Here is a 24006-nt window from a genome sequence, read left to right as displayed (position 1 = left end):
CATTATGAGAGGAGGAAGGTGCAGCATGGCAAGCAAATTTCTGGAACGCTCGACTTACTTCTTATTCACTCTTCCTGCTGTCATTCTGTATACATTGTTTTTTGCTTATGCAGTTTTTGTAGGTATTCAATATAGCTTCACGGATTGGAATGGGATCAGTTCTGGCTATAATTATGTAGGCTTCAGCAACTATGTGGATCTATGGAACAACCCCAACTTCAAGCAGTCCTTAATCGTCACTGGCCAATATGCCATTATGCTTGTAGCCGGCGTCATGATTCTATCGCTCATTCTGGCGCTAAGCCTAAACTCGTTAAAGAAGCTTCAAACTTTCGCCAAATCGGTGTATTTCTTGCCGGCTATGATTAGTGCAGTCACGATTTCATTAATTTGGGATCAGCTATTCGTCCGGGTTGTTCCTCTCATTGGCGAGGCGTTCGATATAGCAGCATTTTATCAAAGTCCTCTAGCTCATCCGAAGTATGCTCTGATTGCGGTCGTGATCGTCAACATCTGGCAGGCTGTGGCACTGCCAACTCTTATTTTTATCGCGGGTCTGCAATCGGTTCCTTCTGAGCTGTACGAAGCGGGAAGGATTGATGGAGCGAGCACCTTCAACCGTTTTCGTTATATTACGTTTCCGTTTCTCATTCCTACGATTACCGTGAATATGGTGCTTGCGATTAAAGCAGGCATTACCTCCTTCGACTATGCCTATACGCTGACAGGCGGAGGGCCGGTGAAATCTACGAATGTGATTGGCATTATGATCTATAATGATGCGTTTCAGAACTTGAGATTTGCGATGGCGAATGCGGAAGCCGTCATCTTGTTTGTCATTATCGCAGTGCTTTCCTTCGTTCAAATCAAGCTAGGTCGCAAAGGCGGTGTTCATTAAGGATGAATGTATCGATACGACAAGAAGGACTCGGCTGGCGCATTCTTCGAAACCTTATTTTGCTTATTGGCATCATCATCATATTGGGACCGATGTATCTGGTTGTCATTAATTCCCTTAAGTCATTGGAGGAAGCGGGTCAAGGCTTCTTCAACCTGCCTCGAGCTCTAGATTTCTCCAATTACGCAGAACTGTTGTCCAAAGGCAACTACTGGAGATATGTATGGAATACGACGTTCATTACGATTGGATCGATCGTGATGGTTCTGCTTATTAATCCTACCGTCGCTTATGCGATTGCCCGCAATCGGCACAAAAAATATTACAACTTTGTATACCTTTATATTTTGTTAGGACTGTTTGTCCCGTTCCAGGTCATTATGCTTCCTCTGACGAAAATCATGACCAATCTCAGCCTGCTTAATCCTGTGGGCCTGATCTTATTGTATGGTGCGTTGAGCTTAACGAGAGGGGTATTCCTGCTTGTCAATTATATTGAAGGCATGCCGATGGAGATCGAAGAGGCGGCTAGAATTGACGGCTGCAGCACCTTCCAAATCTATTATTCTATTATTTTGCGATTAATTATGCCGATGCTAGTGACGCTCATTATTATGGATGCGTTATGGTTTTGGAATGATTTTATGCTGCCATTGCTCATTTTGAATAAATCGAAGGAATTTTGGACGCTGCCGTTGTTTCAATATAACTTCAAGACGGAGTATTCCTTTAACTATACAATGGCGTTCACTTCTTACTTGATGGCGATGCTTCCCATCATTGTGGTGTATGCTGCGGGACAGAAGTACATTATTGCTGGATTGACTGAAGGGGCTATTAAAGGCTAAGCCGGAGTTCGGGACAGGAGGATCAAGATGAGTGACATCGTGATTGATGAGAAGATTGGGCAATGGATCCAGGAGCATAAGAGCGCGTTGCTAGAGGATATTGCCGGATTCGTGAACATTCCAAGTGTAGCTAGCTATGATCCATCCTCTCCTTATCCGTTCGGAGAACGTTGCGCGGAAGCGATTCAATATGTATTGAATTTAGGTCAACGCTTTGGCTTCCAAACCATTAACCGTGAGTATTATTGTGCAGAAATTAGCCTAGGAGATGCAGCGAAGCGCTCGGTTGGCATATGGGGCCACGCGGATGTCGTGCCAGCAGGAGAGGGCTGGATATATCCTCCCTTTGCTTGTACAGTCAGGGATGACTTTCTGATTGGCAGAGGGGTGCAGGACAATAAAGGGGCAGTGATTGCTGTGCTCTATGCTCTCAGATTCATTAAGGAGCTAGGCATCCCCTTGAACTATCATCTTCGGCATATGATCGGCAGCGGTGAGGAAATCGGCATGCATGATGTTGCGTACTATCGCAAGCATTATACGACTCCCGACTTTAATATAGTTGCGGATAGCGGCTTTCCGGTGTGCTATGGAGAGAAGGGAATGCTCTCGGTAACGTTAGGCTGTGACCTATCTGATCCTTCAATTCTTCGAATGCAGGGAGGAGAAGCCTCCAATAGCGTGCCTGGTTACGCTGAGCTTGTAGTATCACGTGATGGTGATGCGACGGCAAAGCTAAGCGCTCTGCCGGCTTCTATTCCTTACAGCGAGAGCGAAGAGACGATTATATTATCCGCTGTCGGCAAAGCGGGGCATGCGGCCTTTCCTGAGGGCACTCAAAATGCGATAGCGGTCCTTCTGGAGCCTTTGCTCCACGGTGCATGGTTTGGGGAGCCTGCACGCAAGCAGCTTGAGCGAATTTATGAAATTTGCAAGTATCATGATGGCCGGGCATTAGGCATACAGTGCGAGGATACGATCTCTGGAGCGTTAACATGTATAGGGACGAAGCTGCAAGGACAAGAGGGGAGACTCGAGCTGGAATTAAATATTCGTTATCCGATTCAACAGTCCTCCGAGATCTTGCTGAAGCAGTTGGAGAAGAGCGGATTTACACTGTCTCATGTGCATGTCAGTGAGCCGAACTACTATAATCCCGATACACCAGAAGTTGGCCGACTCACGAACGTCTACCGGGACGTTACAGGAGAGCAAGCGGAGCCTTTTGTCATGGGTGGCGGTACGTATGCCAGAAAGCTGTCTCATGCGGTTGGCTTTGGACCGGGATTGCCGACGGACTTGTCACCGCTCCAATTGCCCCAAGGTCATGGACATATTCACGGACCCGATGAGGTGCAGTCCATTCCGAATTTATTAACCGCGTTAAAGATATATATTAAAGCCTTATTAGAGCTTAATGAGCTGTATCAGTCGGCGGATTACGCGTCTTAACGTTGCATACACTGGCATCTCTGCCCATGATCTCATGAATGCTTGCCATAAGCTCGGCAGATGCCTTCCCATAGGAACGGCAAGAACAGCCAATTACCAGAAAGCCGCCTCCATGGCTGGAGGCGGCTTGATGCTGAACTTCGATTAGTCTTTACTATCGACATAGAAATTGTTATCACCAATCTGAATACTGCCCAGCTCTCCCCGTTTCTTATCCTCATGAAGGAAGAACAACCGATTGGCGACTTTACCGTCGCTATAAGCAAGGACGATCGTATTGCCTGTAATACGGTATGACCCGGAAAGGTTTTTGCTGGATGTGCCCGTAGTCGTACCTCCCCCTTGGACCGTGCCGAGCATCAAACGATTGCTTTTGAATGTGCCATTGGCATAGAAAGTGATTTTTTCGGTCCAGGAGGTTGAGCCACCGGTAATGCCGATCAATCCCCAATAACCTCTGTAGACATATTCTTTGGAAAGCTTCAGATTATTTGTTGATGTCTTCACCCTTAATAAGACAACATCGTCGATGACCAGGTTTCCATCTTTCTTACTGATGCTATAGGTATCACCATTGTCGAGTGTCAAAACATTATTCTTGATCGTATAGCTATTGCATTTGTCCTTCGTACAATCAATCGTCTCCGGTCCGCCATTGCTTGGCTCGCCGATTAATAACTTGCTGTTAGGCAGAAACGTGTACAGATCCCAGCAGATTCCACCGCAATCATAGCCGCCATAATCTGAACGGAATCCATAGTACATCCCTTGCAGTTTGCTTAAATCAACCGTATCCGAAGCGGCGGGCTTGTATTCACCACTTCCCTTGGGAACAGGGGGGACGGTTACCGGCTTCACAGGAGCATTGGCTTCCTGCTCAGCTTCATACTCGGCTTTGATCCGTTCCAGTTCTTTATCAATTGCGGCTTGGACCTGTTCTTTCGACAAGCCGACGGAATCCAGGAAAGAGGCTGTATAAATCAAAATTTGGGGCTTATACGGATTCCAGGCGACCAGAGCATCGGTCGCTTCGCTAACAAAACGAAGCGGTACCATCGTATGACCATTCTGAATTTGTGGTGCTTGCAGCAACGTAACGGGTGTCCCATTTACAGTCGCTTGAGTGCTGCCAATTTTCAAAACAATGGCTAGACCGTCTTTTGTCCCGGTAACCATCCGATTGGCACTGTCCCACTCCACGTCCATCCCCAATGCTTCAAATAGTGGGCGGAACTGAACAAGTGTGGTTCCCTCGATTTTGAAGGGGTCTTTTTCGAACGTAATCACTTTTTCATCCAGTTGAACTTGTATGGGATTAGCAGTTGCTTCAGCCGCTGCACGGCCTTGCCATGCGACGAGAGAAATTATAATTACGAGCAGTGCTATGGTTCCCATCCATAGACGGGATACGCCAGCCGAGTGCTTGTAAGCTGTCATCGTCTTGATCAAGCCTCCTTATTGTGCAGTTTTTAAGAATATAAACGATATCGCTATTTTGAAACAGGGTCATATGGAATAAATTTAAAATCAATACTTTAGACCTGTTTATGGACATTAATCCATTTAGCGAAAGTTGTGATTGTAGATCTGAATGTCGGCAACTCGAATGATGCCACAGGTTGAATATACTTGATTTGTAACAACTTCACGAAAGTGAAGCTGTATGCGGGTAGTTGAAACGATCGGAGTTCTAATAAGAGCGGAAAAGCGAATAGTATTGTGTGAATTCTTATACAGAGCACGGTAAGAGTAATGCCAATGCTCTGTATTTTTATGCGTAGAAAGTCAACGTAGAGTCAACATATGTATTTAAAATTTATATTAGTATTATATTATAACTATCACTAATTGAAGAACATAAACAAAATAGTTTGAAGTAGATATCTCTAAGTTTGAGTAGGAAAAGAAAACCTTTAAAGGTAAACGAAATAAAATTATGTAATCATTTTATTTATGATTATAATTATATTGAAAATTTATGGTATGTAAATATACAGAATTGAGTATGCTGAACCCGCTGTCAAAACTCTAATTATTTAATAATAAATTGTCAGTTTACCAATTCAAATGATATATTATATTGTATAAATTTTGGAGATTGAGGGTGGAGTACTAATGGATATGATTACAAAAGGCTTTGTTAACGAGTTTATTAAATTAAATGAGCTTAATTCTGTAAACGAATCCACTGATTTCGAAAAATTCGGAACTCATTGTGTGATTATGAAAGAGTATAATGCCCTTTTTGATGTAGAAGACTGCTTAACAGATCCTGGAACTATCGGAATTGACGCGGTTGGTATTATTGTTAATGGCAAACTAGTTGATTCTATTGATATAATTAATGATTTAGTTCGCAGCAATAACACGATTGAAGCTACATTTGCCTTTGTTCAAACAAAGACCTCAGGCAAATTTGAAGCGACAGAGATTGGACTATTTATAGAAACGGTAAAAGCTTTTTTTTCGGGGGATACTACCATTTTCAAAGGCGAACGTATGAAAGCATTTATTAATTTGATGACATACATCTTTGAAAACTCAGCTTTCATGACAAAGGGAAACCCTATATGTAAGCTTTACTATGTGACAACGGGTAATTGGCAAGATGACACAACACTTACTTCTATTGTTCAGCGAAGGGTGGATGAACTCGTTGAAACAAATCTGTTTTCTGACGTTGTGTTTGAACCATGTGATGCAAGAGTGATTCAAAAGTATTATCGGAAAACAAAAGAAAGTGTCCAAACAACATTTCAATTCGAAAAAAGAGTTACTATACCTACAATTGATGGTATTCAAGAGGCATATTTTGGTATAACACCATATAATGAATTTTTAAAGATTGTTTCATCAGAAAACGATGTGATCAGAAACATCCTATTTTACGAGAATATCCGAGATTACTTAGGGGAGAATGATGTAAACACGAGCATTGACCAAACGCTGAAAGAAGGGAAATATGATTTTTTTAGTGTCCTAAATAATGGCGTTACGATCGTTGCTGACAAACTTGGGGCTACAGGTGACCGGTTTACAATTTTTAATTATCAGGTGGTTAATGGTTGCCAAACAAGCAATGTACTCTTTAATAACCGTAATTTAACGGGAATTGACAAAGTAAATGTACCGTTACGGTTAATTGTAACTGAGAATGATGATATTAAAAATGAAATAACAAAAGCTACTAATAATCAGACTGAGGTAAAGCAAGAGCAACTTGAGTCGCTTTCGGATTTTCAGAAAAGCCTAGAGAAACACTACAATACAATTGAAGGTGATAGCAAGCTTTTTTATGAACGACGTACCAATCAGTTTAATTCTGATAGCACAATTATTAAAACAAAAATCATATCGATTCCAATACAAATCAAAGTTTTTTCGGCAATGTTTCTTGAAAATCCACACGCAGTTACAGGATATTATGGAACTATAGCTAGCAGATTGAGCGATAGAATCTTTAAGAAAGATCATAAATTCTCCCCATATTATGCTAGTGGATTGGCGTATTATAGACTTGAAACCTTGTACCGTACTGGTGGCTTGCCAAGCAAGTATAAACAGGCAAGGTACCATCTCTTGATGATGTTCAAATTGCTTGTTGACAATGGGATTCAACCAGAACTGGGAAGTAGACAGATTGAAAGATATGCGAATGCCATCATATCTGCACTGAATAATCCAACTAAATGTTTGGAGATATTCACTAAAGCAACTGAACTTATTGATAAGTCTGGAATTGATGTGAGTGATAGAGACCAATTAAAGCGGAAGGAAGTTACTGATAGCATAATTGCGATTGTCCGCACTGTCGGCGGTCGTTAGTAGGGAAGGCGAATTACTTGACACGCCGAGTAGAAGGTTTGATTGATCTAGAAGCAATCTGACAACTGGAGCGATTGGATTTCGTTATCGGTGATAACACCGTTGGCTATGATAGCGCAGAAGCTATACAAGGAGGGCTAGGACTGATCGACCCATAAGCGAGTTCGCACTTCAATTTAAGAAAAATTTTAGGTTTGACCCCATTTCTTTTTTAACAGTTTTCTTTATCCTTCAATCATACGAAGGATAAGGAGGAAGCTGGAGCATGAAGAAATGGGTTTTTTGTCTTTTTGTTTTGTTGCTGATGGGCTTTGGATTGACAAAGTTGAAGACGGGTATGACTCTGCCCGATGAACTGAAGCTTCGCACGGAGAGCATAGAAGTGCCAGAAGCGACATCGCACGCGGACGGGCTTACGATAAAAGTAACGAAAGACATGATAGAACAGGGGGATCTGCTGCTAGTCAACAAGGACCATCCCGTCCCGGATAGTCTAAAGCCTGAATTGGAAGCTGTGAGTTTGGTCCGGAACTCCGAGCTGATTGATGGTTTCAGCGTGCTGGATAATACGGTTCTGTTATCGCCTCGATTAGTAGACAAATTCCGTACCATGATTAAGGACGCGGCAAAGGAAGGAGTCGTCCAATTCATGATCAGCAGCGGTTATCGGAACAAGGAAAAGCAAGAAGAGCTGTATCGTACGATGGGAGCAAAGCTTGCCCTGCCAGCGGGATATAGCGAGCATAACCTTGGGTTATCGATGGATATCGGCTCCTCACAGGCCGAGATGAATCGCGCCCCGGAAGGAAAGTGGCTGAAAGATCATTCTTGGAAGTATGGGTTTATTCTGCGTTATCCCGAGGACAAAACAGCGGTGACGGGCATTCAATATGAACCATGGCATTTCCGTTACGTCGGTTTGCCGCATAGCGCGATCATGTGGGAGAAGAACCTCGTTCTGGAGCAGTACCTGGATTTTTTGAGACAGCAGAAGTCGGTTCGTACAACAATTGGCAAGGAGAAGTACCAAGTCTTTTACTTTCCAGTAACCGAAAATCACACGATCGATGTGCCGGCACAAGGACAATATGAGATATCCGGAAATAATCAGGACGGCGTTATTGTTACGGTACGCGAATAAGCGGGACAAGGAGGGTGACGAGGCAGAATGAATACAAAAATAGGGACGGTGACATCAACCGAGATAAAGAGGAATGTAAACGACAAGATAAACGATAGGGAAGGGAAGCAGTGGGGGCATCTGAGCAATCTTAGCCTCAGAGCTCTTCTCGTCCTTTATGTATATATGTTAGTCAAAATCATTTTATTGAAGTTTCATTCTGTAGATTTGGCTTTTCTTTGGGGACGACTGATGTCTGGTCTGCAGCAGCCCAGCTTGCTCTCCCAGTGGCTGGATACAGGCAATTTGGTTCCATTCCGGGAAATCTCCAGATCGCTGCATTCATTAAACGACCACAATCTCTATAATCTGCTTGGCAATGTGGCGATTTTTATGCCGCTTGGTATTTTGCTGGGACTGATGTTCAATCATGAGGGGATGTCAGGGCTGAAAATAGGGGGCTATGCGTTCTTCCTAAGTCTGGGCCTCGAGACCGCACAGCTTCTGTTCATGATCGGTCAATTTGACGTTGATGATATTTTGCTCAATACCTTGGGAGGATGTCTCGGCTTCATCATATACCGAATAATGATCGTCCCCTTCCTCAGGACTTCGAGTTGAACAAGCATTTGAAATCGCAAGCGGAACTCGGTTATGCTTGTCCTTGAAAAGGAGAGAATGTCATGAAATCGATCACCATTCTAATTGCGGATGACGAGGCCGAAATTGCCGATCTGATCGAGCTGCATCTGGTCAAAGAGGGCTATCGTTGCCTAAAAGCTGTTGACGGACAAGAAGCACTCGGCATGATCTGGACACAATCCGTGGATTTGGCGATATTGGATATTATGATGCCCAAGATCGACGGATACGAGCTGACTCGGATAATCCGAGAGAAGTTTCATCTGCCGATTATTTTTCTAAGTGCCAAGACGACCGATCTGGATAAAATCACCGGTCTGGTTCGCGGTGCTGATGATTATATGACCAAGCCGTTTAACCCTATGGAGCTGGTAGCTAGAGTGAACGCTCAACTGCGTCGCTTCATTCAGCTGAATCCGTCGATGGCTGCTCCAACTGCGGATACGTCCATGCTGGAGGCCGGAGGGCTTGTGATCTATCCCGAGCAGCGTAATGTGTTCTTGTACGGTAATCCGGTCGAGCTTACGCCCAAGGAGTTCGACATATTGGTACTGCTGGCCAGTCATCCGAAGAAGGTATTCAGCTCGGAGCATATTTTTCAGCGAGTGTGGGGCGAGGCGTATTATGAAAGCGGGAATACGGTGATGGTGCATATCCGAACGTTGCGTAAGAAGCTTGGGGAGGACCAGCATAAGAACAAGTTGATCAGGACGGTTTGGGGAGTAGGTTATGCGTTCAATGGCTAAACCCAATTTCCGAAGTTTCCGTTTCCAAATGATCCGTCTATTCGGGCTCAGCATGCTGCTGTCCGCCGCTACAACCTTTCTGATCTACTTGGTGCTGCAGCAATATTATTATACGCTCCCGCGCGAAAACCCGATGTTCCAAATCCGCGAAGTGATGAGAGATATCGGCGATATTAACGCATTCCTGATCCTCTTTTTCCCGATTTCGTTTTTCTACTTCTATCTGTTTACCCGGCGCTACGTTGCATATTTCCGAGAGATTTCTCGCGGGATTAATCAATTGGCCGGGGGCGACTTCTCCCATCGGGTCCATATTCCATCCAAGGATGAAATCGGCGACATTGCTCGGGACATCAACTTAGCCAGCGAAGGGCTGAGGCAGGCGGTGGAACGGGGGGATTTCGCGGAGAATAGCAAGGAGCAGCTGGTGCTTAACCTTGCCCATGATTTGCGCACTCCGCTGACTTCCGTCATCGGGTATTTGGATTTTATCCTTCAAGGCAAGGATTTGACTGCCGATCAAATGAAGCACTACACGATGATCGCCTATACGAAATCGCAGCGGCTAGAGAAGCTGATCGACGAGCTATTCGAAATTACACGGTTGAATTACGGCAAGCTGAATATCTACCGCAGGCCCCTCGACCTGAGTGAGCTGCTGACTCAATTAACGGAAGAGATGTACCCGGTATTCGAAAAAAGTGAGCTGACCGCACGACTTGACATTAATCCAAATCTGATGATTTCCGGTGACGGAGACTTGCTCGCACGCGTGTTCGAGAACCTGCTGTCCAATGCCGTCCGTTACGGCCAAGACGGCGAATACATCGATATTCGCGGCAGTCGGGAGGAGGGGCACGTCGTCATTCAAGTCATCAATTATGGCAGACTCATCCCTCCTGATGAGGCTCCTCATGTGTTTGATATGTTTTTTACCGGGGATCGTTCGCGAACCCATCAGGAAGGGAGTACGGGGCTTGGCCTGTTTATCGCCAAAAATATCGTAGAACAGCATGAAGGTGTCATATCCGTGCAAAGCGATATCATCCGTACCGAATTCGAAGTGCGTTTGCCTTATTTGTCATAAACGAAAACAATCCATTTTAGGAAAAGTTAAGAATTACCCTACTTCTTATTTTAACAGTCTCGCCTATGCTTAGAGCATCAACGGCAGGAGGACTGGAAGATGAAGAAGTGGGGTTTTTTGTGTGTTCCGCTGGGCTGGGCCCGGTGGATGCGCCGGGACGCTGCGGCGGCATGGCTGTTTCTCGCTCCAAGCGCAGCAGGGTTTGCCGTGTTTTATTTGATCCCCTTTGTCATGGGGGTGATGTATTCGTTCATGAGCAACACCTCCGGAGGACAATTCGCGGGTCTAGCGAATTACCGGGAGCTGCTGGCCAGTGATTCCTTCCGGAAAGCGGCTTACAACACCTTTTATTTCAGTGCGGTAAGCGTTCCGCTTATGTTGGCGTTGTCCCTGGGGCTAGCGTTATTGCTGAATCGGCAAATCTACTTCCGGAAATGGTTGCGCACCTCTTATGTATTGCCGCTTGTTGTTCCAGTGGCCTCTGTCATTATCATCTGGCAGATGATCTTTGATTGGAATGGGGCTTTGAACTACATACTCAGTTGGTTCGGCATCGATCGGGTGGACTGGATGAAGACGGAATCGGCACGGAATGTGGTGATAGCGGTGTATCTATGGAAAAACATCGGGTACAACGTCATCTTGTTCCTGGCGGGACTCCAGCAAATCCCGAAGGATTATTATGAAACCGCTCAGATCGAGGGTGCCGGGCGCTTCCGTCAGTTCTTTGGAGTTACGCTGGTCTATTTGACTACAACTACGTTCTTCGTGGTCATCATGTCAATCATTAATTCCTTCAAAGTGTTCAGGGAGACGTATTTGATGGCTGGTGATTATCCGCACGACAGCATCTACATGCTGCAGCATTACATGAACAACATGTTCATATCGCTGGATATACAGAAGCTGACAGCGGCGGCCGCTTTGATGGTGTGCGGCATTATGGTGATTGTCTTCGGACTGTTCGGACTGGAACGTCGGTACCGGCAGTTTATGGAGTAGGAGGTGGCGTCTTGCGAGTCATAAGGATGATACAAAAAGGTCTGCTAACAGCGTTGATGGGGGTCTTTGGATTGCTGCTCCTGTTCCCGATTGTTATTACTTTCACCAATTCGCTGATGACCGAACAGGAATTAACCATCAACTACGGGGTAATCGGAAAGCTCACAGAGGTGACGTCTTCGGGTGCCGAAACGTTCGTCAATCTGAAATGGCTGCCGGATAAGGTGACCCTGGAGCAATACGGCGAGTTGCTGGTGTATTCTCCTAATTATTTGCTGCTATTTTGGAACTCGGCAGGTCTGGTTGTACCGATTATCATCGGACAAACGGTGGTCGCGGCGCTGGCGGCCTATGCGTTTGCGAAGCTGAATTTCCGCGGTCGCGATTCCCTGTTTCTGGTGTACCTGTTGACGATGCTGATGCCTTTTCAGGTCACTCTGGTTCCTAACTATATCATGGCAGATAAGCTCGGCTTGCTGCATAGTACGGGGGCTGTAATCCTTCCGGGCGTCTTTGCTGCTTTCGGTGTATTTATGCTGCGTCAATTCATGTTGCATATTCCGTACGCCTATATAGAGGCAGCCAAAATGGACGGGGCCGGTCATTTTAGGATCTTCTTGACGATTATCCTTCCGATGGTCAAATCGGGTCTTGCTGCACTGGTTATTTTGTTATTCGTCGATTATTGGAATATGGTCGAGCAGCCGCTGATTTTCATAAACGATCCGTTCAAGCAGCCGCTATCGGTGTTTCTGTCGAGATTAAGCGGCGAATGGGATACGGTTTTTGCAGCATCCATGCTATACATGGCTCCGATGGTGCTGTTGTTTCTGTATGCGGAGACGTATTTCATCGAAGGCGTTCAATTGTCCGGGATCAAGGGGTAGGAGGAAAAGTGAAGGATATGGAGCTGTCAAAGGAGCAGGTTGATCGTAAACGAAAAAAATGGATATCCGCCGTGTTATTGCTGTTGATCGGATTGCTGTTGTTCTTTACGTTATTCAGCAATACGCTGCAGTCGGTTACTTTGCCGAAGGTAAGGGCAGAGCCGGCCGCGAGCGGAGGAGTCACTTATAAATTGGAGCGCAGCGGCGTATTGCAGCCGGTCAATCAGGCGGATCTGCTGAATCTGGCCGGCTGGAGGATTCAGAAAGTTCTTGTGAAGGAAGGGGAGGCAGTCAAGAAAGGACAGAAGCTCGTCCTGTACGACAGTTCATCTGCTGAGAGGGAACTGGAGGACGAGATTGCACAATTGAAAAAGCAATCCATCGCGTTGGAGAACATACAGGACCAATTTAAACTATCGATGGTCGACGGGGATGAGTCTGCTATCCGGTCGGTTAGACGTGAATTGGCAACGCGGAATATCGATATATCGATGCAGCAACGCAAAATCGACGGGCTGCGGGAGCAGTTGAACCGGCAAAAGGAACTCACTGCTCCGTTTAACGGAATTGTGATGAAATTGAACGCAGTAGAAGGTCTTGCTTCCAATGGTCAGCCGGATATAGTGGTCTCGAATCTCGACTTAGGTTATCAGCTGACTTTCGTGGCCGATGGGGAGCTTGTTGACCGCTTCACGCTTGTGGTCAGGCAGCCTATTGAGCTAAGAGTTGCATCGGAGGAGGGGAATCAACCGGCTCGTTCGCTGGAGGGTACAATCGTTGAGATTACTGATGCGGACTCGCGAATGGTAGACTCGCCGGAGGGAGGCGCGGGAGCAACAGCGACAGTTCGGCAGAAGCAGCTGCGCATCCATGTAGCCGATGCTGACCTGAAAGGGGGTGAGCAGGTTACGGTCAAGCTGGAGCGGGCATCGTCCGGGAGGGGATGGCTTGTCCCGAACGAGGCGATTCATCGGGAAGGCGAGAGGCGGTTTATACTCAAAGTGGAACAGCAGCGGGGGGCATTGGGCAATGTATTTGTAGCCCGTAAGGTTCTAATCGAGGCAATTGAGGCAACGGAATGGGAGACGATGATTCCGGCGGATCGGCTGTACGAAGGGGATCTGATCATTCTGGAAAGCAGTGAGCCGCTGCAGAACGGGAACCGAATTCGTCTGCAATAAAAAACAAAACAAAATGGAGAGGTATGGAGGTACAATCTATGTTCAAAAGATCAGGTATGACAATGGTAGTGGCAGTTCTCATATTAATGGCTATGTCCGCATGCAGTACCGGAGGCAGCGGGGCCGAGACGGGAGGGAAAATAGTAACGGAAGACGGAAAAACCGTCCTCACTTTGTCTATTATGCAATCCACGCCCTATTATGAAGCGTTGGAGAAAAAATTCGAGGCCAAGTATCCGGACATCGATTTACAGATTCAGGCTTATAAGCAGGCTGGGGAAGAGACGAAATACGAGGATTGGGAGGAATACCGGAAGTCGATGAACACCGCTTTATTATCCGGAAAAGGTTCGGATGTTCTCGAATTGCAGGACGGATTGCCTGCTGACGAATATGTCAAGAAGGGGCTTCTTCTTAACATGGATCATTTGCTGAGCCAAGATGACACGTTGAAGCAAGACAATATGCACATGAATGTATTACAGGCTATGAAGCAAACAAGCGGAACGTATGTGATTCCATCCGGATTTTACTTAAGGGCGTTCATTGGGGATGGAGATCTGCTCAAGGATGCTGCCATTAATGAGCAGACCTGGACGTGGCAGCACTTTGCAGACATGGCTAAGGGGTTGACGCAAGGCAAGGATGGCTTGTATGCGATGGCTGATTATACGCCGGATATGCTCATGCAGGAAATGACGGTCGACAATTACAGCTTATATGTGGATAAGGCAGCAAAAAGAGCAAAGTTCGATTCCCCAGAGTTTGTGGCCTTGCTGAAACAAGTGAAGAACATGTACGATGACGGCGTGATGACCGCAGAGTCGGCGGAGCTTGATAAGCAATTATTTTATTCTGCCGTATTGCGCGAGCCGGCCGACGTCATTAATGTAACGCATATGGTATTTGACCGTCCTCGGCTAATGCAAAAGCCGCATAGCGCAGAGCAGTCCGGCATGATGCGGATTATCCCGTCCGCCAAGTTCGCCATTCGGGCGAATGCGCCCGCGCAGGAGGAGGCATGGAAGCTGCTGAGCTTCCTCCTATCCGAAGAGGGACAGTCGATGCCGGAACGCGGGGGATTTTCGCTGCTCAAATCGGTGAACGAACAGAAGCTGGACGAGATTAGGGGGCAAATTAAAACGGGTACCTATCAGCTGCCTGACGGTCAATCCGTCCAGGCGGAGGATGAAGAATTTACCCGGTTTACGCAGCTTCTGGACATGGCAGATCAATACTCGGTTCTCGACGGGAAAGTGATTGCGATCGTGGGGGAGGAATCCCTCGCTTACTTCAGCGGCCAGAAGTCTGCGGAGGAAGCAGCCAAGCTGATCCAAAACCGAACCACTACCTTTTTGAACGAATAAGACATGCTTCACAGCTATGGTTATAAGAAAGTCCTGTCTCCTTTCGAGACAGGACTTATTGTGCGTTGGCTGATCATTTTTCTGGACAGGTTTATCTGAGCTTTATATGCGCGGAGACGAAACCTTGCAGCAGAGAAAAAGCAAGTCTATTGATTTTCACTCTGTTTTTGCTAAGCTGTCTACGACAAATTTAAGCTGGGCTTCCAACGAAATGGGGTCACTAAATACGAAGCCGCGGCTGTTCTCGCGATAAACGTGATTATTTTGGACAGCAGGGAGGTTATCCCAGATACTGCCTTCAAAAACCGAAGCCGCGTTTTGATCGCCAGTCCACCCACTAATAAAGATATAATCTCCTGCGAATTCCGGCAACAACTCAAGCGATAACTTGGCCCAGCCCTGGCCGCTGTCGATGGCTTCCTTCTGAATAATGGGCGGTGCCTTCAGACCGAATTCGCCATAAATAATATCTCCTCCTCTGCCAAAGCTGCCGTAGGCATAAAGCTCCTTGGCACTTCCCGAATCGAAGATCGAAACGGTGCGATCACCTACTGCTTGCTTCACGAGTGGTTTGTATTCGGCAATTTTAGCGTCCCACTCTGCGATCCAGGCTTTCGCCTGCTCTTCTCTGCCTGTCATTTTACCGAAATCCATTAATTGCTCCCGTAGAGGGACTCCGTATTCAACAGCTACGGTCGGTGCGATTTTGGACAGATTTTCGATAGTGGCAGAGTCGTTCCAGACTACAATTAAATCCGGCTGCAGCTCCATGATTCTCTCGTAGGGTACATCGTTGCCGATGTTGACAACGTCGTCCAGTATTCCTTCTGTATAGTTGTTAAAGGACTCATCACCGGTTCCGACAGGTTTTAGGCCTAGTGCTAGCAAATGCCCAGTGAAGGCTCCTGCCACCATGACGATCCTTTGAGGGTTTTTGGGGATTTGCACCTCGCCGTTAACAGCGGAATAGGTTACCATCTCCGAGCTGCCGGTTGTATTTCCAATTGCTGCATTGCCGGAATTGTTGGCATTACTCTCCGTGCCTACAGTTGGGCTTAACGCAGTTCTTCCGTTCGTGTTCGTTGGTCCGGAGCACGCGCTAAGTAATAGAGTCAGGCACAACAGCAACGTAATTCCAACAGGTAATTTGCTTCTATACATCTGTAAATCTCCTTTTTCGCCATATTGATAATGATTATCATCTCTGATATCAATATAACGACGAAGCCTGCGCGGAACAAGGGATGATCGAAGCCTAATGATAGGACGATGAGAGCTTCTTGCTGCTTCTAAAGACTTATCCTTGAATTGTTTGGGTGTCACTCCGGTTTGCTTTTTGAACATTCTGATGAAATAGGATACGTCTGCATATCCGACGCTTGCTGCTATTTCTTGCAGAGATAAATCGGTCTGTTGCAGCAGCACTTCTGCTCTGTTCATCCTAATGCGGATTAAGTAATCGATAATACTTGCGCCAGTTTCGCGTCGGAAATGTTTGGACAGATAGGGCACGCTGTAATGGAACGTGCGCGCCAGTGATTCCCGGGTCAGCGGCTCTGCATAGTGCTCCTGTAAATAGCGAGTAAGCTGAGAGCTAAGGTTAGGCCTAACGATGCTGACCTGCTGTTGATCCATTTGTCGAAGCAGCTCATATACAAATTGATAGAATAGTGTTTTGGTATGGAGTCGCTCCAATCGTCCCTCTACAAGCCATTCGCCCAGCATTCGTTCAGCCAGTTCGTAGAGGATGGCAGGGTGAAGCGGAATAAAACCGTACTGGAGATGGAAGGGCAATGATTGATCCATATGTCGAAGTGTGTGCTGCTTACCAGTCTGCGGCAAGGAGGCTTTATAGAGGATCAGGTAATAATGAAAGGATTCGTCCGTTAGGATAATGTCCAGACGGGTACCTTTGCCACCATGAAGGATATAGAATCCTTTTGCAGCATGCTTATTTCCGTCCAACAGAAGAGTTGCACTGCCATGCGTTACGTACAGAAAGGCACTCGTTGGAAACAAGTAAGGAGGCACGCACTCGCCGGCTTGTATGTCGATATGTCGTACATCTATGATGTGGAGTGTAGCATCATTCCAGATCAGTATGTGCTCTTGTACATTCACGGTTGCTTTCAATGGAGAGTTGTCTTCCTTCCGTGAGCTGCTGAAGCCAGCCTATTATGTGGTGAAGATATTATAATAATATTACTTGGCTTTTGCAAAAGCTTTGTCATAGAGAATGACTTGGTAATACAATTGGCAGGAGACATAATAGCGGTGTTGTCTGATGATGATGTATGAAGTATTGAACTCAACGTATTAGAAGTGAGGCTATTACGCATATAAGGGAGCGATCTATATTAAAATCCGCATTATTGGGGCTTGTGGGAGTGGGAAGTCTTATATTGCAAAACAATTATCGAAGACGTACGGCATAAAATACTATGAGATGGATAACTTTGTTTGGGATAGAACGGTAGAGAATACAAGATATCCGGTTGAAGTTCGAGACCTCAAATTGAATGAAGCAGTACTGACAGAAGCATGGATTATAGAAGGCGTACATTATAATTGGGGAGTGGAAAGCTTTAAGCAAGCTGATTGCATATTTTTAATTAACCCTAATAAATATGTAAGAAATATGAGGGTAATAGCAAGGTTCATTAGGACAAGACTAGGATTAGAGCCAAGCAATTATAAGCAAACATTCAAGAATTTATACGACATGCTGTTCATATGGAACAGAGGATTCGATAACGAAGGAATTAAAGAAATCTTGAAATTAACAGAGGAAGATTCAGAAAAAAGAACAATCGTCAAAAATAATAAAGAAATTATGACATTTATGCAGAAGTATCTTTAAGCAGCCGGTTGCCGATTTTAATCAGAGTCCGGTTTTCCAATAATAATCTAGATAAACAATAGAAAAAAACCTTTTCGCTTGATTCGGGCCCAATTATACTACAAGTAGTATAATTATTTAGCGCCTTATGATGAAGGGCGCTTGTCGATGCTTCTGCCAGTTCATCTACGACCGAGGAGAATTCGCATGGTGCATAAGCTAAAGGTTTTTTTGACACGCATTCAAACAAAGCTCTTGTTGTCCTTCCTAATCTTAATTATGATCCCAATCCTAATTGCGGTCATGTTGTATTATGAATCCTCCAATCGCCTCTTAATGACGGAAGTTCATCAATCTAGCGCCGAGATGCTGGCTAAGTTAGCCGATCGGGTGAATACGACTGCTGAACGGATGTACCAAGCCTCGCATTTGATGATTAATGATCCAGAAATGATTGAGTTCCTGCAATTACCGGATAAAAGCTGGTTAGTCGAGTACGACACCTTTCAAAAATATAAAGCCTTTTCAAAAAAAATGATCAACATTAGAGACTTTTTATTGGAAACGGAAGCCTATGTGGCTGTTTTCGATTTCAGAGGTCATTTGACCTCAACCTGGACGATGCAGCAATCTAATCAAATCTATGAGCAGATGCAGCTGGAACCATGGTTCGAGGCTACGAAAGCTATGCAAGGCGTACCGCTATGGAATATCTTTAACGAGCAGGATATGAGTATTGTACAAGGCTCTAAGACGGAAACCTATTTAACGATGACAAGACTGGTAGCGGGCAGTACAGGCAAGGGTTACGGCATTGTTTTGATAGCGGTTCCAATTTCTTCGATGCTGCCTGAGATGATAGCGGAGCTGCCTGCTGAGGAAGGGACCGGCATTAAGCTGTTTTTAGTGAAGGATCAGGAACTGCTGCTAGGGAACAAAGGGGCATATGCGGCGCTGGACCAACGTTTTTTGATCAATGAGCAGCACATCAATCAGTTGGGCTGGAGCTTGATTGAAGCTACACCGAGCAATCTGTTTTCCGAAAAGCTACAATCCTTGCGCAATCAATCTATGTTTTGGCTTGTTCTGTTGTTAGTGTGCTGTTGCTTTATCTTTATCATGATCATGCTGCGAATTATGAAGCGGTTAAAGATGCTGCATAGCTCGATGAGCAAGGTAGGCATCGGGAATTTTACTCCGATTCCAATCGGTGCAGGCGATGATGAGCTTGTATTGCTTAGCCGTAAATTCAATGATATGGTCTCGAATTTAAGTGTACTAGTCAAAAATGTCGCGGAAGAACAGAAGAAAAAAGAAGAGGCTAAGTTTCAAGCGCTACAGGCCCAAGTGAAGCCGCATTTTTTGTTTAATACCTTAACATCGATCAAATGGTCGGCCAAGTTATCAGGCGCAGAGCATGTTAGTGAGATGATTACTTCTCTAGGAAAGCTATTAAGCTACTCGATGAAAAATGATAAGGAGCAAGCTTTGCTGTCAGAAGAGATCGATTTTCTCAGCAGTTATGTATCCTTGCAAAATCTTAGATTCAATAACAGTGTGCGCCTGGAGGTAGATCTCTCATCGGAGCTTCTGGCGGTGCCCATCTTGAAGTTTACTTTGCAGCCCATTGTAGAGAACAGCATTATTCATGGGCGAAACGACCCGTTATTGATTTCGATTCATGGGGGCATTAAAGATGGGATAGTTACGATCTCGATTCGAGATAACGGCGGGGGAAGTCTTAGCGCAGGGGATGGAACCGGCGAAAACAGTGTGGAACATCATGCATCGATTACAGTTTCCAAGTTTAGCGGCATTGGACTGAAAAATATCCATGAACGCATCAAATTGCATTTTGGAGTAGCCTATGGTTTAACCGTTCGGAACATCAAGAATGAGGGATTTGAAGTGACACTTCAATTGCCTTTGCAGAGAGGAGAACAATAAGGTGATCAAGGTGCTCATAATTGAAGACGAATTCTTAGTTAGAGTAGGCTTGAAAACGTTAATAGCTTGGGAAGAGGAAGGGTTTGAATTAATCGCGGAGGCAGCCAACGGGGTGGAGGCGCTTGGCATCTTGGAGCGTGAGGAATGTGACTTGTTGCTAACGGATATTCAAATGCCGCAAATGGATGGGTTGACGTTATTGCGCCGAGTGAAGGAATTGTATCCTTCTATTAAAAGCATCATTTTATCCAATCACGATGACTTTGAAATGGTACGAACAGCGCTTCAGCTTGGGGCGATGGATTATGTCCTGAAGCTGACTATGGAGCCGCAAGAGCTTATCCATAAGCTTCGCGCGGTACAGGCGCAAATTGAACAGGAACGCTCTGAACTAAGCCAAGTGAAGCGATTGAACTTCAAAATCGAAATGTTTCAAAAGGAAATTCGCGAAAAAAGATTTTATGACATCATTACGAAAGCTTGCAGTAAACGAGAAATTGCGGAGGTTCTGCAGGAATTTCAATTCCCTGAGAGTGAAAGCTACCGCAACGTGGTGCTTCAAATCGACAACTATCAGGGGGTGCTGGAAACGAATACATTAAAGAGCGAGAAGCTCCTTGTTCAATCCGTAGCCAATATCATGATGGAGCTCATGAGAGGCAGAGGAGGCGGGGAGCTGATTCTGCTGGAATCAGGGAGATTCTCCCTGCTGTTAGGGAGCTTTTCTGAGAAGCTGCTGGAAGAAATCAGAGATAGCATGAAAAGGTATTTGAAGCTGGCCATAAGCTGCGGCGTCTCGGCATCTTTTTCCGATATTTATAAGGTGCATAAAGCTTTCACTGAAGGCGAATATGCGCTGAGCTTTAACTTTTATGGTGGTGACGACAAGATTATTTATGTGGATTCGCTAGCTGTGTCGGGGGAAAGCCCAGAAAGAATAAGCTGGAGCGATGAAGAGCTGTCGAGATTGCTGGAGCAACGCAATCAGGATGCCGTTCAGATGTTTATTAACGGGATCGGTGTGCGAATGTCGCAGTATCGAGCGGTGGAGCCAAGCGAGGTTAAGGAGCAGTGGATCAAGATTATTCATACGTTCTCACAATCGCTAAGCGAAGTTGGCGGGGATATCTATTCGATTGCGCCGTACCAAGGCAAATTTCCATTCCAGGCTATTCGCAATGCAGAAACGATGGATGAAATCGTGTCTTGGCTGAAGGGGTGGATTGACGTTTATTTTCAATATCTGAATCATTGTGTGAATCATCAATGGCGTCCGGAGATCAAGCTAGTGGCGCAGACGATCAAGGAACAATACGCGACTAATATTAAATTGATGGATTTGGCAAAAGCCGTGGGCTACTCGGAATCGTACTTAAGTGTACTGTATAAGAAGGAAACCGGTGAAACGATTATGGATTCCATTACTAGATATCGGCTGAAAAAGGCGAAGGAGCTGCTAAAGGATAAAACGTTGAAAATCTATGAAATTTCCGAGGCGGTAGGCTATACGGATTCCAATTATTTCGGTAAATTTTTCAGGAAAATAGAGGGGATTTATCCTCAAGAATATAGAAAAATCTATTTTAATATATAAGTGAAAGAGACGGATTTATAGGGGAATATTCCCTTCAAAGAAGGAAACCGGCTTGGTATTCTTGACATGTCGATGGACGACAACCAATACAGCCATATGGAGGGGACTAACTTTGAGAAAAAGCATGTTGTTAATGATGCTTGTTGGTGTGCTCGCACTAAGTACGATATTGAGCGCATGCTCGAGTAGCGGTAATGGGAAAACAAATACAGGCAGCAATGGATCGGGCACTAAGGAACAGACGACGGAAAATGGTACGGATAAGGTTGTAAAGCTGAAAATTTGGGGCGGCGTACCAGAGGAAAGCGGCCCAGGCGATGTCGTTGCGAACTGGAATGCCAACAATCCAGGGATCCAAGTCGAGTATGTACGCTATGTAAATGATGATAGTGGGAATACGAAGCTGGATACGGCTTTGATTAGCAGTACCGATGCGCCAGATATCTTTATCAGCTATGGCGAAACGTATTTCAACCGCAGAATGCATGCGGGCATGACGGCTTCCATGGATGAGCTGATCCAGAAGACAGGTTTTGATGTAGAAGCAGTCATTGGTGAAGATAATGTCATTAAGCATGATGGTCAAATCTTCTATTTGCCGGCTATGAAACAAATTGCGATGGTGCTAATGAATCAATCAGCCTTGACATCGGCGGGAGAGGAATTGCCGGTAGATTGGACATGGGATGATTATGTGGCGCTTGCGGGCAAGCTGACTACGGGGAATGTATTTGGCAGCTTTATTGAAGCGCCGGGAGAAATTTTGCCGAAAATTTTGTTGACGTTAAGCCAGCCACAGGACTCTTATTATGACGCAGATGGCTTATCAAGCTTTGGCAGCGCCGCTGTTGAGAAAGGCATGCAGCTTCAAAAACAGCTTTATGACGAGAAGTCGATGATTAGCTGGCCCGAGTCGATCTCCAATAATCTTAAACCATATAGTGAATTATTTACTGGCCAAGCCAACATGATTCTGGGCGGCACGCATTTGATGCGTTATGTGAAAAACACGGAAGAGTTCCCGCGTGACTTTAAGGTCGCTTTTGCGCCAAACCCTCAATTTGAGAAGGGTGGAAACGTAAATATTGCGGGCTTCAATGATCTAATGTCCATCAACAGCAAGAGTGCGAATAAGGAAGAAGCGATGTCATTTATCTCTTGGTATTTGACAGAGGGCAATACGGCGATGATTCCAGGCGGACGTATTCCGACCAATAAGCAAGCGGATATGGACAAACTGGTGGAGTTGTTCGTAGGCGAAGCAGAGGACTTGATTGATGTGGAGTCATTAAAGCAAGTACTGAGCATAGATTATGTGTTCCCTAAGCAAGTGAAATCGGTAGCTTATGCGGAGTTGACGAAAATCTTGTCGGAAGAATCAGAGAAATATATGATGAATGCACAGCCGCTGGATAAAACGATGGAACGAGTGAAAGCGCGAGCGGATCAAGCGATTCAAGCTGAAAGTAAATAATTCATCCCTTAATGAAAAAAAAGCATCTGCTTTGACAATTGTCATAAGCAGGTGTTTTTTTATGCTCGAACTTTCATGTACTAGCTAAAAAAAAGACGGAAAACCCCTAAAATACTACGTTTCATTACAGGATCGAAGTCATTAGTATAAAGCCTATATTCAACATGAGGAGTGGATAGGCATGCTTAATAAAGCAACAGCGAGGCTGTTCAGAGAGGATATGAAGGAAAATATCGCGGGATATTTATTTATATTGCCTAATCTATTAGGGGTATTCTTTTTCATCGTATTGCCTTTGCTGTTCAGTCTGTATCTCGTATTTATGGATTGGGACTACTTAAAGGGATTTGGCGGGCTTACGTTCGCCGGACTCGACAATATTATTAGAATGGCAAAGGATGAATATTTGGCTAGAGCATTGATCAATAATGCGATATTTACAGCGGTTACCGTTCCATTAGCTATGGTGATGGGGCTGATGCTGGCAGTCGTCATTAATCGGTTTGTGTATTTGAAAAATATGCTAAGGACGATCTTTTTCCTGCCGTATGTGAGCAGCTTAGTGGCGGTATCCATCGTATGGAGCGTGCTCTACAATTCCAGAAGCGGTCCGATCAATTCCTTTCTTCGCGATATCGGCATCGAGAATCCGCCAGGCTGGCTAGCCAGCCCGCAATGGGCATTGATCGCTATCATCATTCTCGTCGCATGGACGTATATCGGCTATACGCTCGTTCTGTATATGGCGGGATTACAAGGAATTCCTAAGGATTTGTATGAGGCTGCTTCTATTGACGGGGCGAATCGCACGACTCAATTTTTCAAAATTACGGTGCCTATGCTGAAGCCTACAAGCTTCCTTATCGCCATAACGCTGATCATATCCACCTTCCAAGTATTTGCGGTCATTAATGTAATGACGCAAGGCGGACCGCTTAATTCAACGATGGTGATGGCTTACCATATTTACCTGCAGGCGTTCCAATATTACAAGATGGGCTATGCCGCAACCTTATCCTGGCTATTGTTCTGTATGATCTTCATCGTAACTCTCGTGCAATGGAGAAGTCAGAAAAAATGGCAGCAGCATTTTTAAT

At 45.3% G+C, this 24006-nt stretch carries 19 protein-coding genes; 17 read left to right on the top strand and 2 right to left on the bottom strand.

Annotated elements, in window-relative coordinates; all coding sequences use genetic code 11:
• The first annotated feature begins 25 nt into the window (after positions 1-25).
• Genes DX130_RS16150 through DX130_RS16140 form a run of 3 tightly spaced genes read left to right on the top strand, consistent with a single transcriptional unit; the run spans position 26 to position 3198 of the window.
• Complete coding sequence (locus DX130_RS16150; protein WP_116047078.1) at positions 26-898, top strand: carbohydrate ABC transporter permease; 873 nt, start codon at positions 26-28, stop codon at positions 896-898.
• Between the two features lie 2 nt (positions 899-900).
• Positions 901-1746 (top strand): carbohydrate ABC transporter permease, encoded by an 846-nt coding sequence (locus DX130_RS16145; RefSeq protein WP_116047077.1) that lies wholly within the window; start codon positions 901-903, stop codon positions 1744-1746.
• A 27-nt stretch (positions 1747-1773) separates the two neighbouring features.
• Positions 1774-3198 carry a Sapep family Mn(2+)-dependent dipeptidase gene (locus DX130_RS16140; RefSeq protein WP_116047075.1) on the top strand — a complete coding sequence of 475 codons (1425 nt, stop codon included), beginning with the start codon at positions 1774-1776 and terminating at the stop codon, positions 3196-3198.
• 144 nt (positions 3199-3342) lie between these two features.
• Here DX130_RS16140 and DX130_RS16135 read toward each other — a convergent pair whose 3' ends face one another.
• Positions 3343-4635, bottom strand: coding sequence for a copper amine oxidase N-terminal domain-containing protein (locus DX130_RS16135; RefSeq protein WP_116047074.1), 1293 nt, complete (start codon positions 4633-4635; stop codon positions 3343-3345).
• A gap of 678 nt (positions 4636-5313) precedes the next feature.
• Between DX130_RS16135 and DX130_RS16130 the strand changes: the two genes are divergently transcribed.
• From DX130_RS16130 to DX130_RS16090, 9 genes are all read left to right on the top strand, one after another.
• The gene (locus tag DX130_RS16130) at positions 5314-7023 is read left to right on the top strand and encodes an AIPR family protein (protein ID WP_116047072.1); all 1710 of its coding nucleotides are present in this window, start codon (positions 5314-5316) and stop codon (positions 7021-7023) included.
• A 265-nt stretch (positions 7024-7288) separates the two neighbouring features.
• Complete coding sequence (locus tag DX130_RS16125) at positions 7289-8164, top strand: M15 family metallopeptidase (RefSeq protein WP_116047070.1); 876 nt, start codon at positions 7289-7291, stop codon at positions 8162-8164.
• 27 nt (positions 8165-8191) lie between these two features.
• Positions 8192-8764, top strand: coding sequence for a VanZ family protein (locus DX130_RS16120; RefSeq protein ID WP_116047067.1), 573 nt, complete (start codon positions 8192-8194; stop codon positions 8762-8764).
• A 62-nt stretch (positions 8765-8826) separates the two neighbouring features.
• Positions 8827-9531 carry a response regulator transcription factor gene (locus DX130_RS16115; protein WP_116047065.1) on the top strand — a complete coding sequence of 235 codons (705 nt, stop codon included), beginning with the start codon at positions 8827-8829 and terminating at the stop codon, positions 9529-9531.
• Positions 9524-10618, top strand: coding sequence for a sensor histidine kinase (locus DX130_RS16110; RefSeq protein ID WP_116047063.1), 1095 nt, complete (start codon positions 9524-9526; stop codon positions 10616-10618). The genes DX130_RS16115 and DX130_RS16110 overlap by 8 nt, the downstream gene beginning before the upstream one ends.
• 147 nt (positions 10619-10765) lie before the next feature.
• On the top strand, positions 10766-11620 hold the full coding sequence (locus tag DX130_RS16105; RefSeq protein ID WP_420818530.1) for a carbohydrate ABC transporter permease: 855 nt from the start codon (positions 10766-10768) through the stop codon (positions 11618-11620).
• 26 nt (positions 11621-11646) lie between these two features.
• Positions 11647-12507 carry a carbohydrate ABC transporter permease gene (locus DX130_RS16100; RefSeq protein ID WP_116047060.1) on the top strand — a complete coding sequence of 287 codons (861 nt, stop codon included), beginning with the start codon at positions 11647-11649 and terminating at the stop codon, positions 12505-12507.
• 17 nt (positions 12508-12524) lie between these two features.
• Positions 12525-13688: an efflux RND transporter periplasmic adaptor subunit gene (locus DX130_RS16095; protein WP_116047058.1), complete on the top strand. Its 1164-nt coding sequence runs from the start codon at positions 12525-12527 to the stop codon at positions 13686-13688.
• Between the two features lie 38 nt (positions 13689-13726).
• Positions 13727-15055, top strand: coding sequence for an ABC transporter substrate-binding protein (locus DX130_RS16090; RefSeq protein ID WP_116047056.1), 1329 nt, complete (start codon positions 13727-13729; stop codon positions 15053-15055).
• 156 nt (positions 15056-15211) lie between these two features.
• Here the strand turns inward: DX130_RS16090 and DX130_RS16085 are convergent, their stop codons facing one another.
• A complete protein-coding gene (locus tag DX130_RS16085; RefSeq protein WP_116047054.1) occupies positions 15212-17188 on the bottom strand; it encodes an AraC family transcriptional regulator in 1977 nt (658 codons plus the stop codon).
• A 382-nt stretch (positions 17189-17570) separates the two neighbouring features.
• Between DX130_RS16085 and DX130_RS16080 the strand changes: the two genes are divergently transcribed.
• The 5 genes from DX130_RS16080 to DX130_RS16060 all read left to right on the top strand — a co-directional run bounded on the left by DX130_RS16080 (position 17571) and on the right by DX130_RS16060 (position 24005).
• Positions 17571-17915, top strand: coding sequence for a P-loop NTPase family protein (locus tag DX130_RS16080; protein WP_240644532.1), 345 nt, complete (start codon positions 17571-17573; stop codon positions 17913-17915).
• A 186-nt stretch (positions 17916-18101) separates the two neighbouring features.
• Positions 18102-19841 carry a sensor histidine kinase gene (locus DX130_RS16075; RefSeq protein WP_165861316.1) on the top strand — a complete coding sequence of 580 codons (1740 nt, stop codon included), beginning with the start codon at positions 18102-18104 and terminating at the stop codon, positions 19839-19841.
• Between the two features lies 1 nt (position 19842).
• Positions 19843-21435, top strand: coding sequence for a response regulator (locus tag DX130_RS16070; RefSeq protein WP_116047049.1), 1593 nt, complete (start codon positions 19843-19845; stop codon positions 21433-21435).
• 112 nt (positions 21436-21547) lie between these two features.
• On the top strand, positions 21548-22909 hold the full coding sequence (locus tag DX130_RS16065; RefSeq protein WP_116047047.1) for an ABC transporter substrate-binding protein: 1362 nt from the start codon (positions 21548-21550) through the stop codon (positions 22907-22909).
• 181 nt (positions 22910-23090) lie between these two features.
• Complete coding sequence (locus DX130_RS16060; protein ID WP_240644531.1) at positions 23091-24005, top strand: carbohydrate ABC transporter permease; 915 nt, start codon at positions 23091-23093, stop codon at positions 24003-24005.
• The last annotated feature ends 1 nt before the right edge of the window (position 24006 follow it).

It is taken from the genome of Paenibacillus paeoniae (genome assembly GCF_003388735.1).
In the GTDB taxonomy this organism is placed as follows: Bacteria; Bacillota; Bacilli; order Paenibacillales; family Paenibacillaceae; genus Pristimantibacillus; species Pristimantibacillus paeoniae.
Note: the sequence above shows the minus strand (reverse complement) of the source record. Positions and strands in the feature narration are given on the sequence as shown.

Excerpts from the sequence above, each read along its gene's own strand:
- DX130_RS16105 (WP_420818530.1), top strand. The coding sequence starts at position 10,766 with ATGCGCCGGGACGCTGCGGCGGCATGGCTGTTTCTCGCTCCAAGCGCA.
- DX130_RS16075 (WP_165861316.1), top strand. The coding sequence starts at position 18,102 with ATGGTGCATAAGCTAAAGGTTTTTTTGACACGCATTCAAACAAAGCTC.
- DX130_RS16100 (WP_116047060.1), top strand. The coding sequence starts at position 11,647 with ATGATACAAAAAGGTCTGCTAACAGCGTTGATGGGGGTCTTTGGATTG.
- DX130_RS16140 (WP_116047075.1), top strand. The coding sequence starts at position 1,774 with ATGAGTGACATCGTGATTGATGAGAAGATTGGGCAATGGATCCAGGAG.
- DX130_RS16125 (WP_116047070.1), top strand. The coding sequence starts at position 7,289 with ATGAAGAAATGGGTTTTTTGTCTTTTTGTTTTGTTGCTGATGGGCTTT.
- DX130_RS16115 (WP_116047065.1), top strand. The coding sequence starts at position 8,827 with ATGAAATCGATCACCATTCTAATTGCGGATGACGAGGCCGAAATTGCC.
- DX130_RS16060 (WP_240644531.1), top strand. The coding sequence starts at position 23,091 with ATGCTTAATAAAGCAACAGCGAGGCTGTTCAGAGAGGATATGAAGGAA.
- DX130_RS16120 (WP_116047067.1), top strand. The coding sequence starts at position 8,192 with ATGAATACAAAAATAGGGACGGTGACATCAACCGAGATAAAGAGGAAT.
- DX130_RS16150 (WP_116047078.1), top strand. The coding sequence starts at position 26 with ATGGCAAGCAAATTTCTGGAACGCTCGACTTACTTCTTATTCACTCTT.
- DX130_RS16090 (WP_116047056.1), top strand. The coding sequence starts at position 13,727 with ATGTTCAAAAGATCAGGTATGACAATGGTAGTGGCAGTTCTCATATTA.
- DX130_RS16095 (WP_116047058.1), top strand. The coding sequence starts at position 12,525 with ATGGAGCTGTCAAAGGAGCAGGTTGATCGTAAACGAAAAAAATGGATA.
- DX130_RS16130 (WP_116047072.1), top strand. The coding sequence starts at position 5,314 with ATGGATATGATTACAAAAGGCTTTGTTAACGAGTTTATTAAATTAAAT.
- DX130_RS16145 (WP_116047077.1), top strand. The coding sequence starts at position 901 with ATGAATGTATCGATACGACAAGAAGGACTCGGCTGGCGCATTCTTCGA.
- DX130_RS16110 (WP_116047063.1), top strand. The coding sequence starts at position 9,524 with ATGGCTAAACCCAATTTCCGAAGTTTCCGTTTCCAAATGATCCGTCTA.
- DX130_RS16135 (WP_116047074.1), bottom strand. The coding sequence starts at position 4,635 with ATGACAGCTTACAAGCACTCGGCTGGCGTATCCCGTCTATGGATGGGA.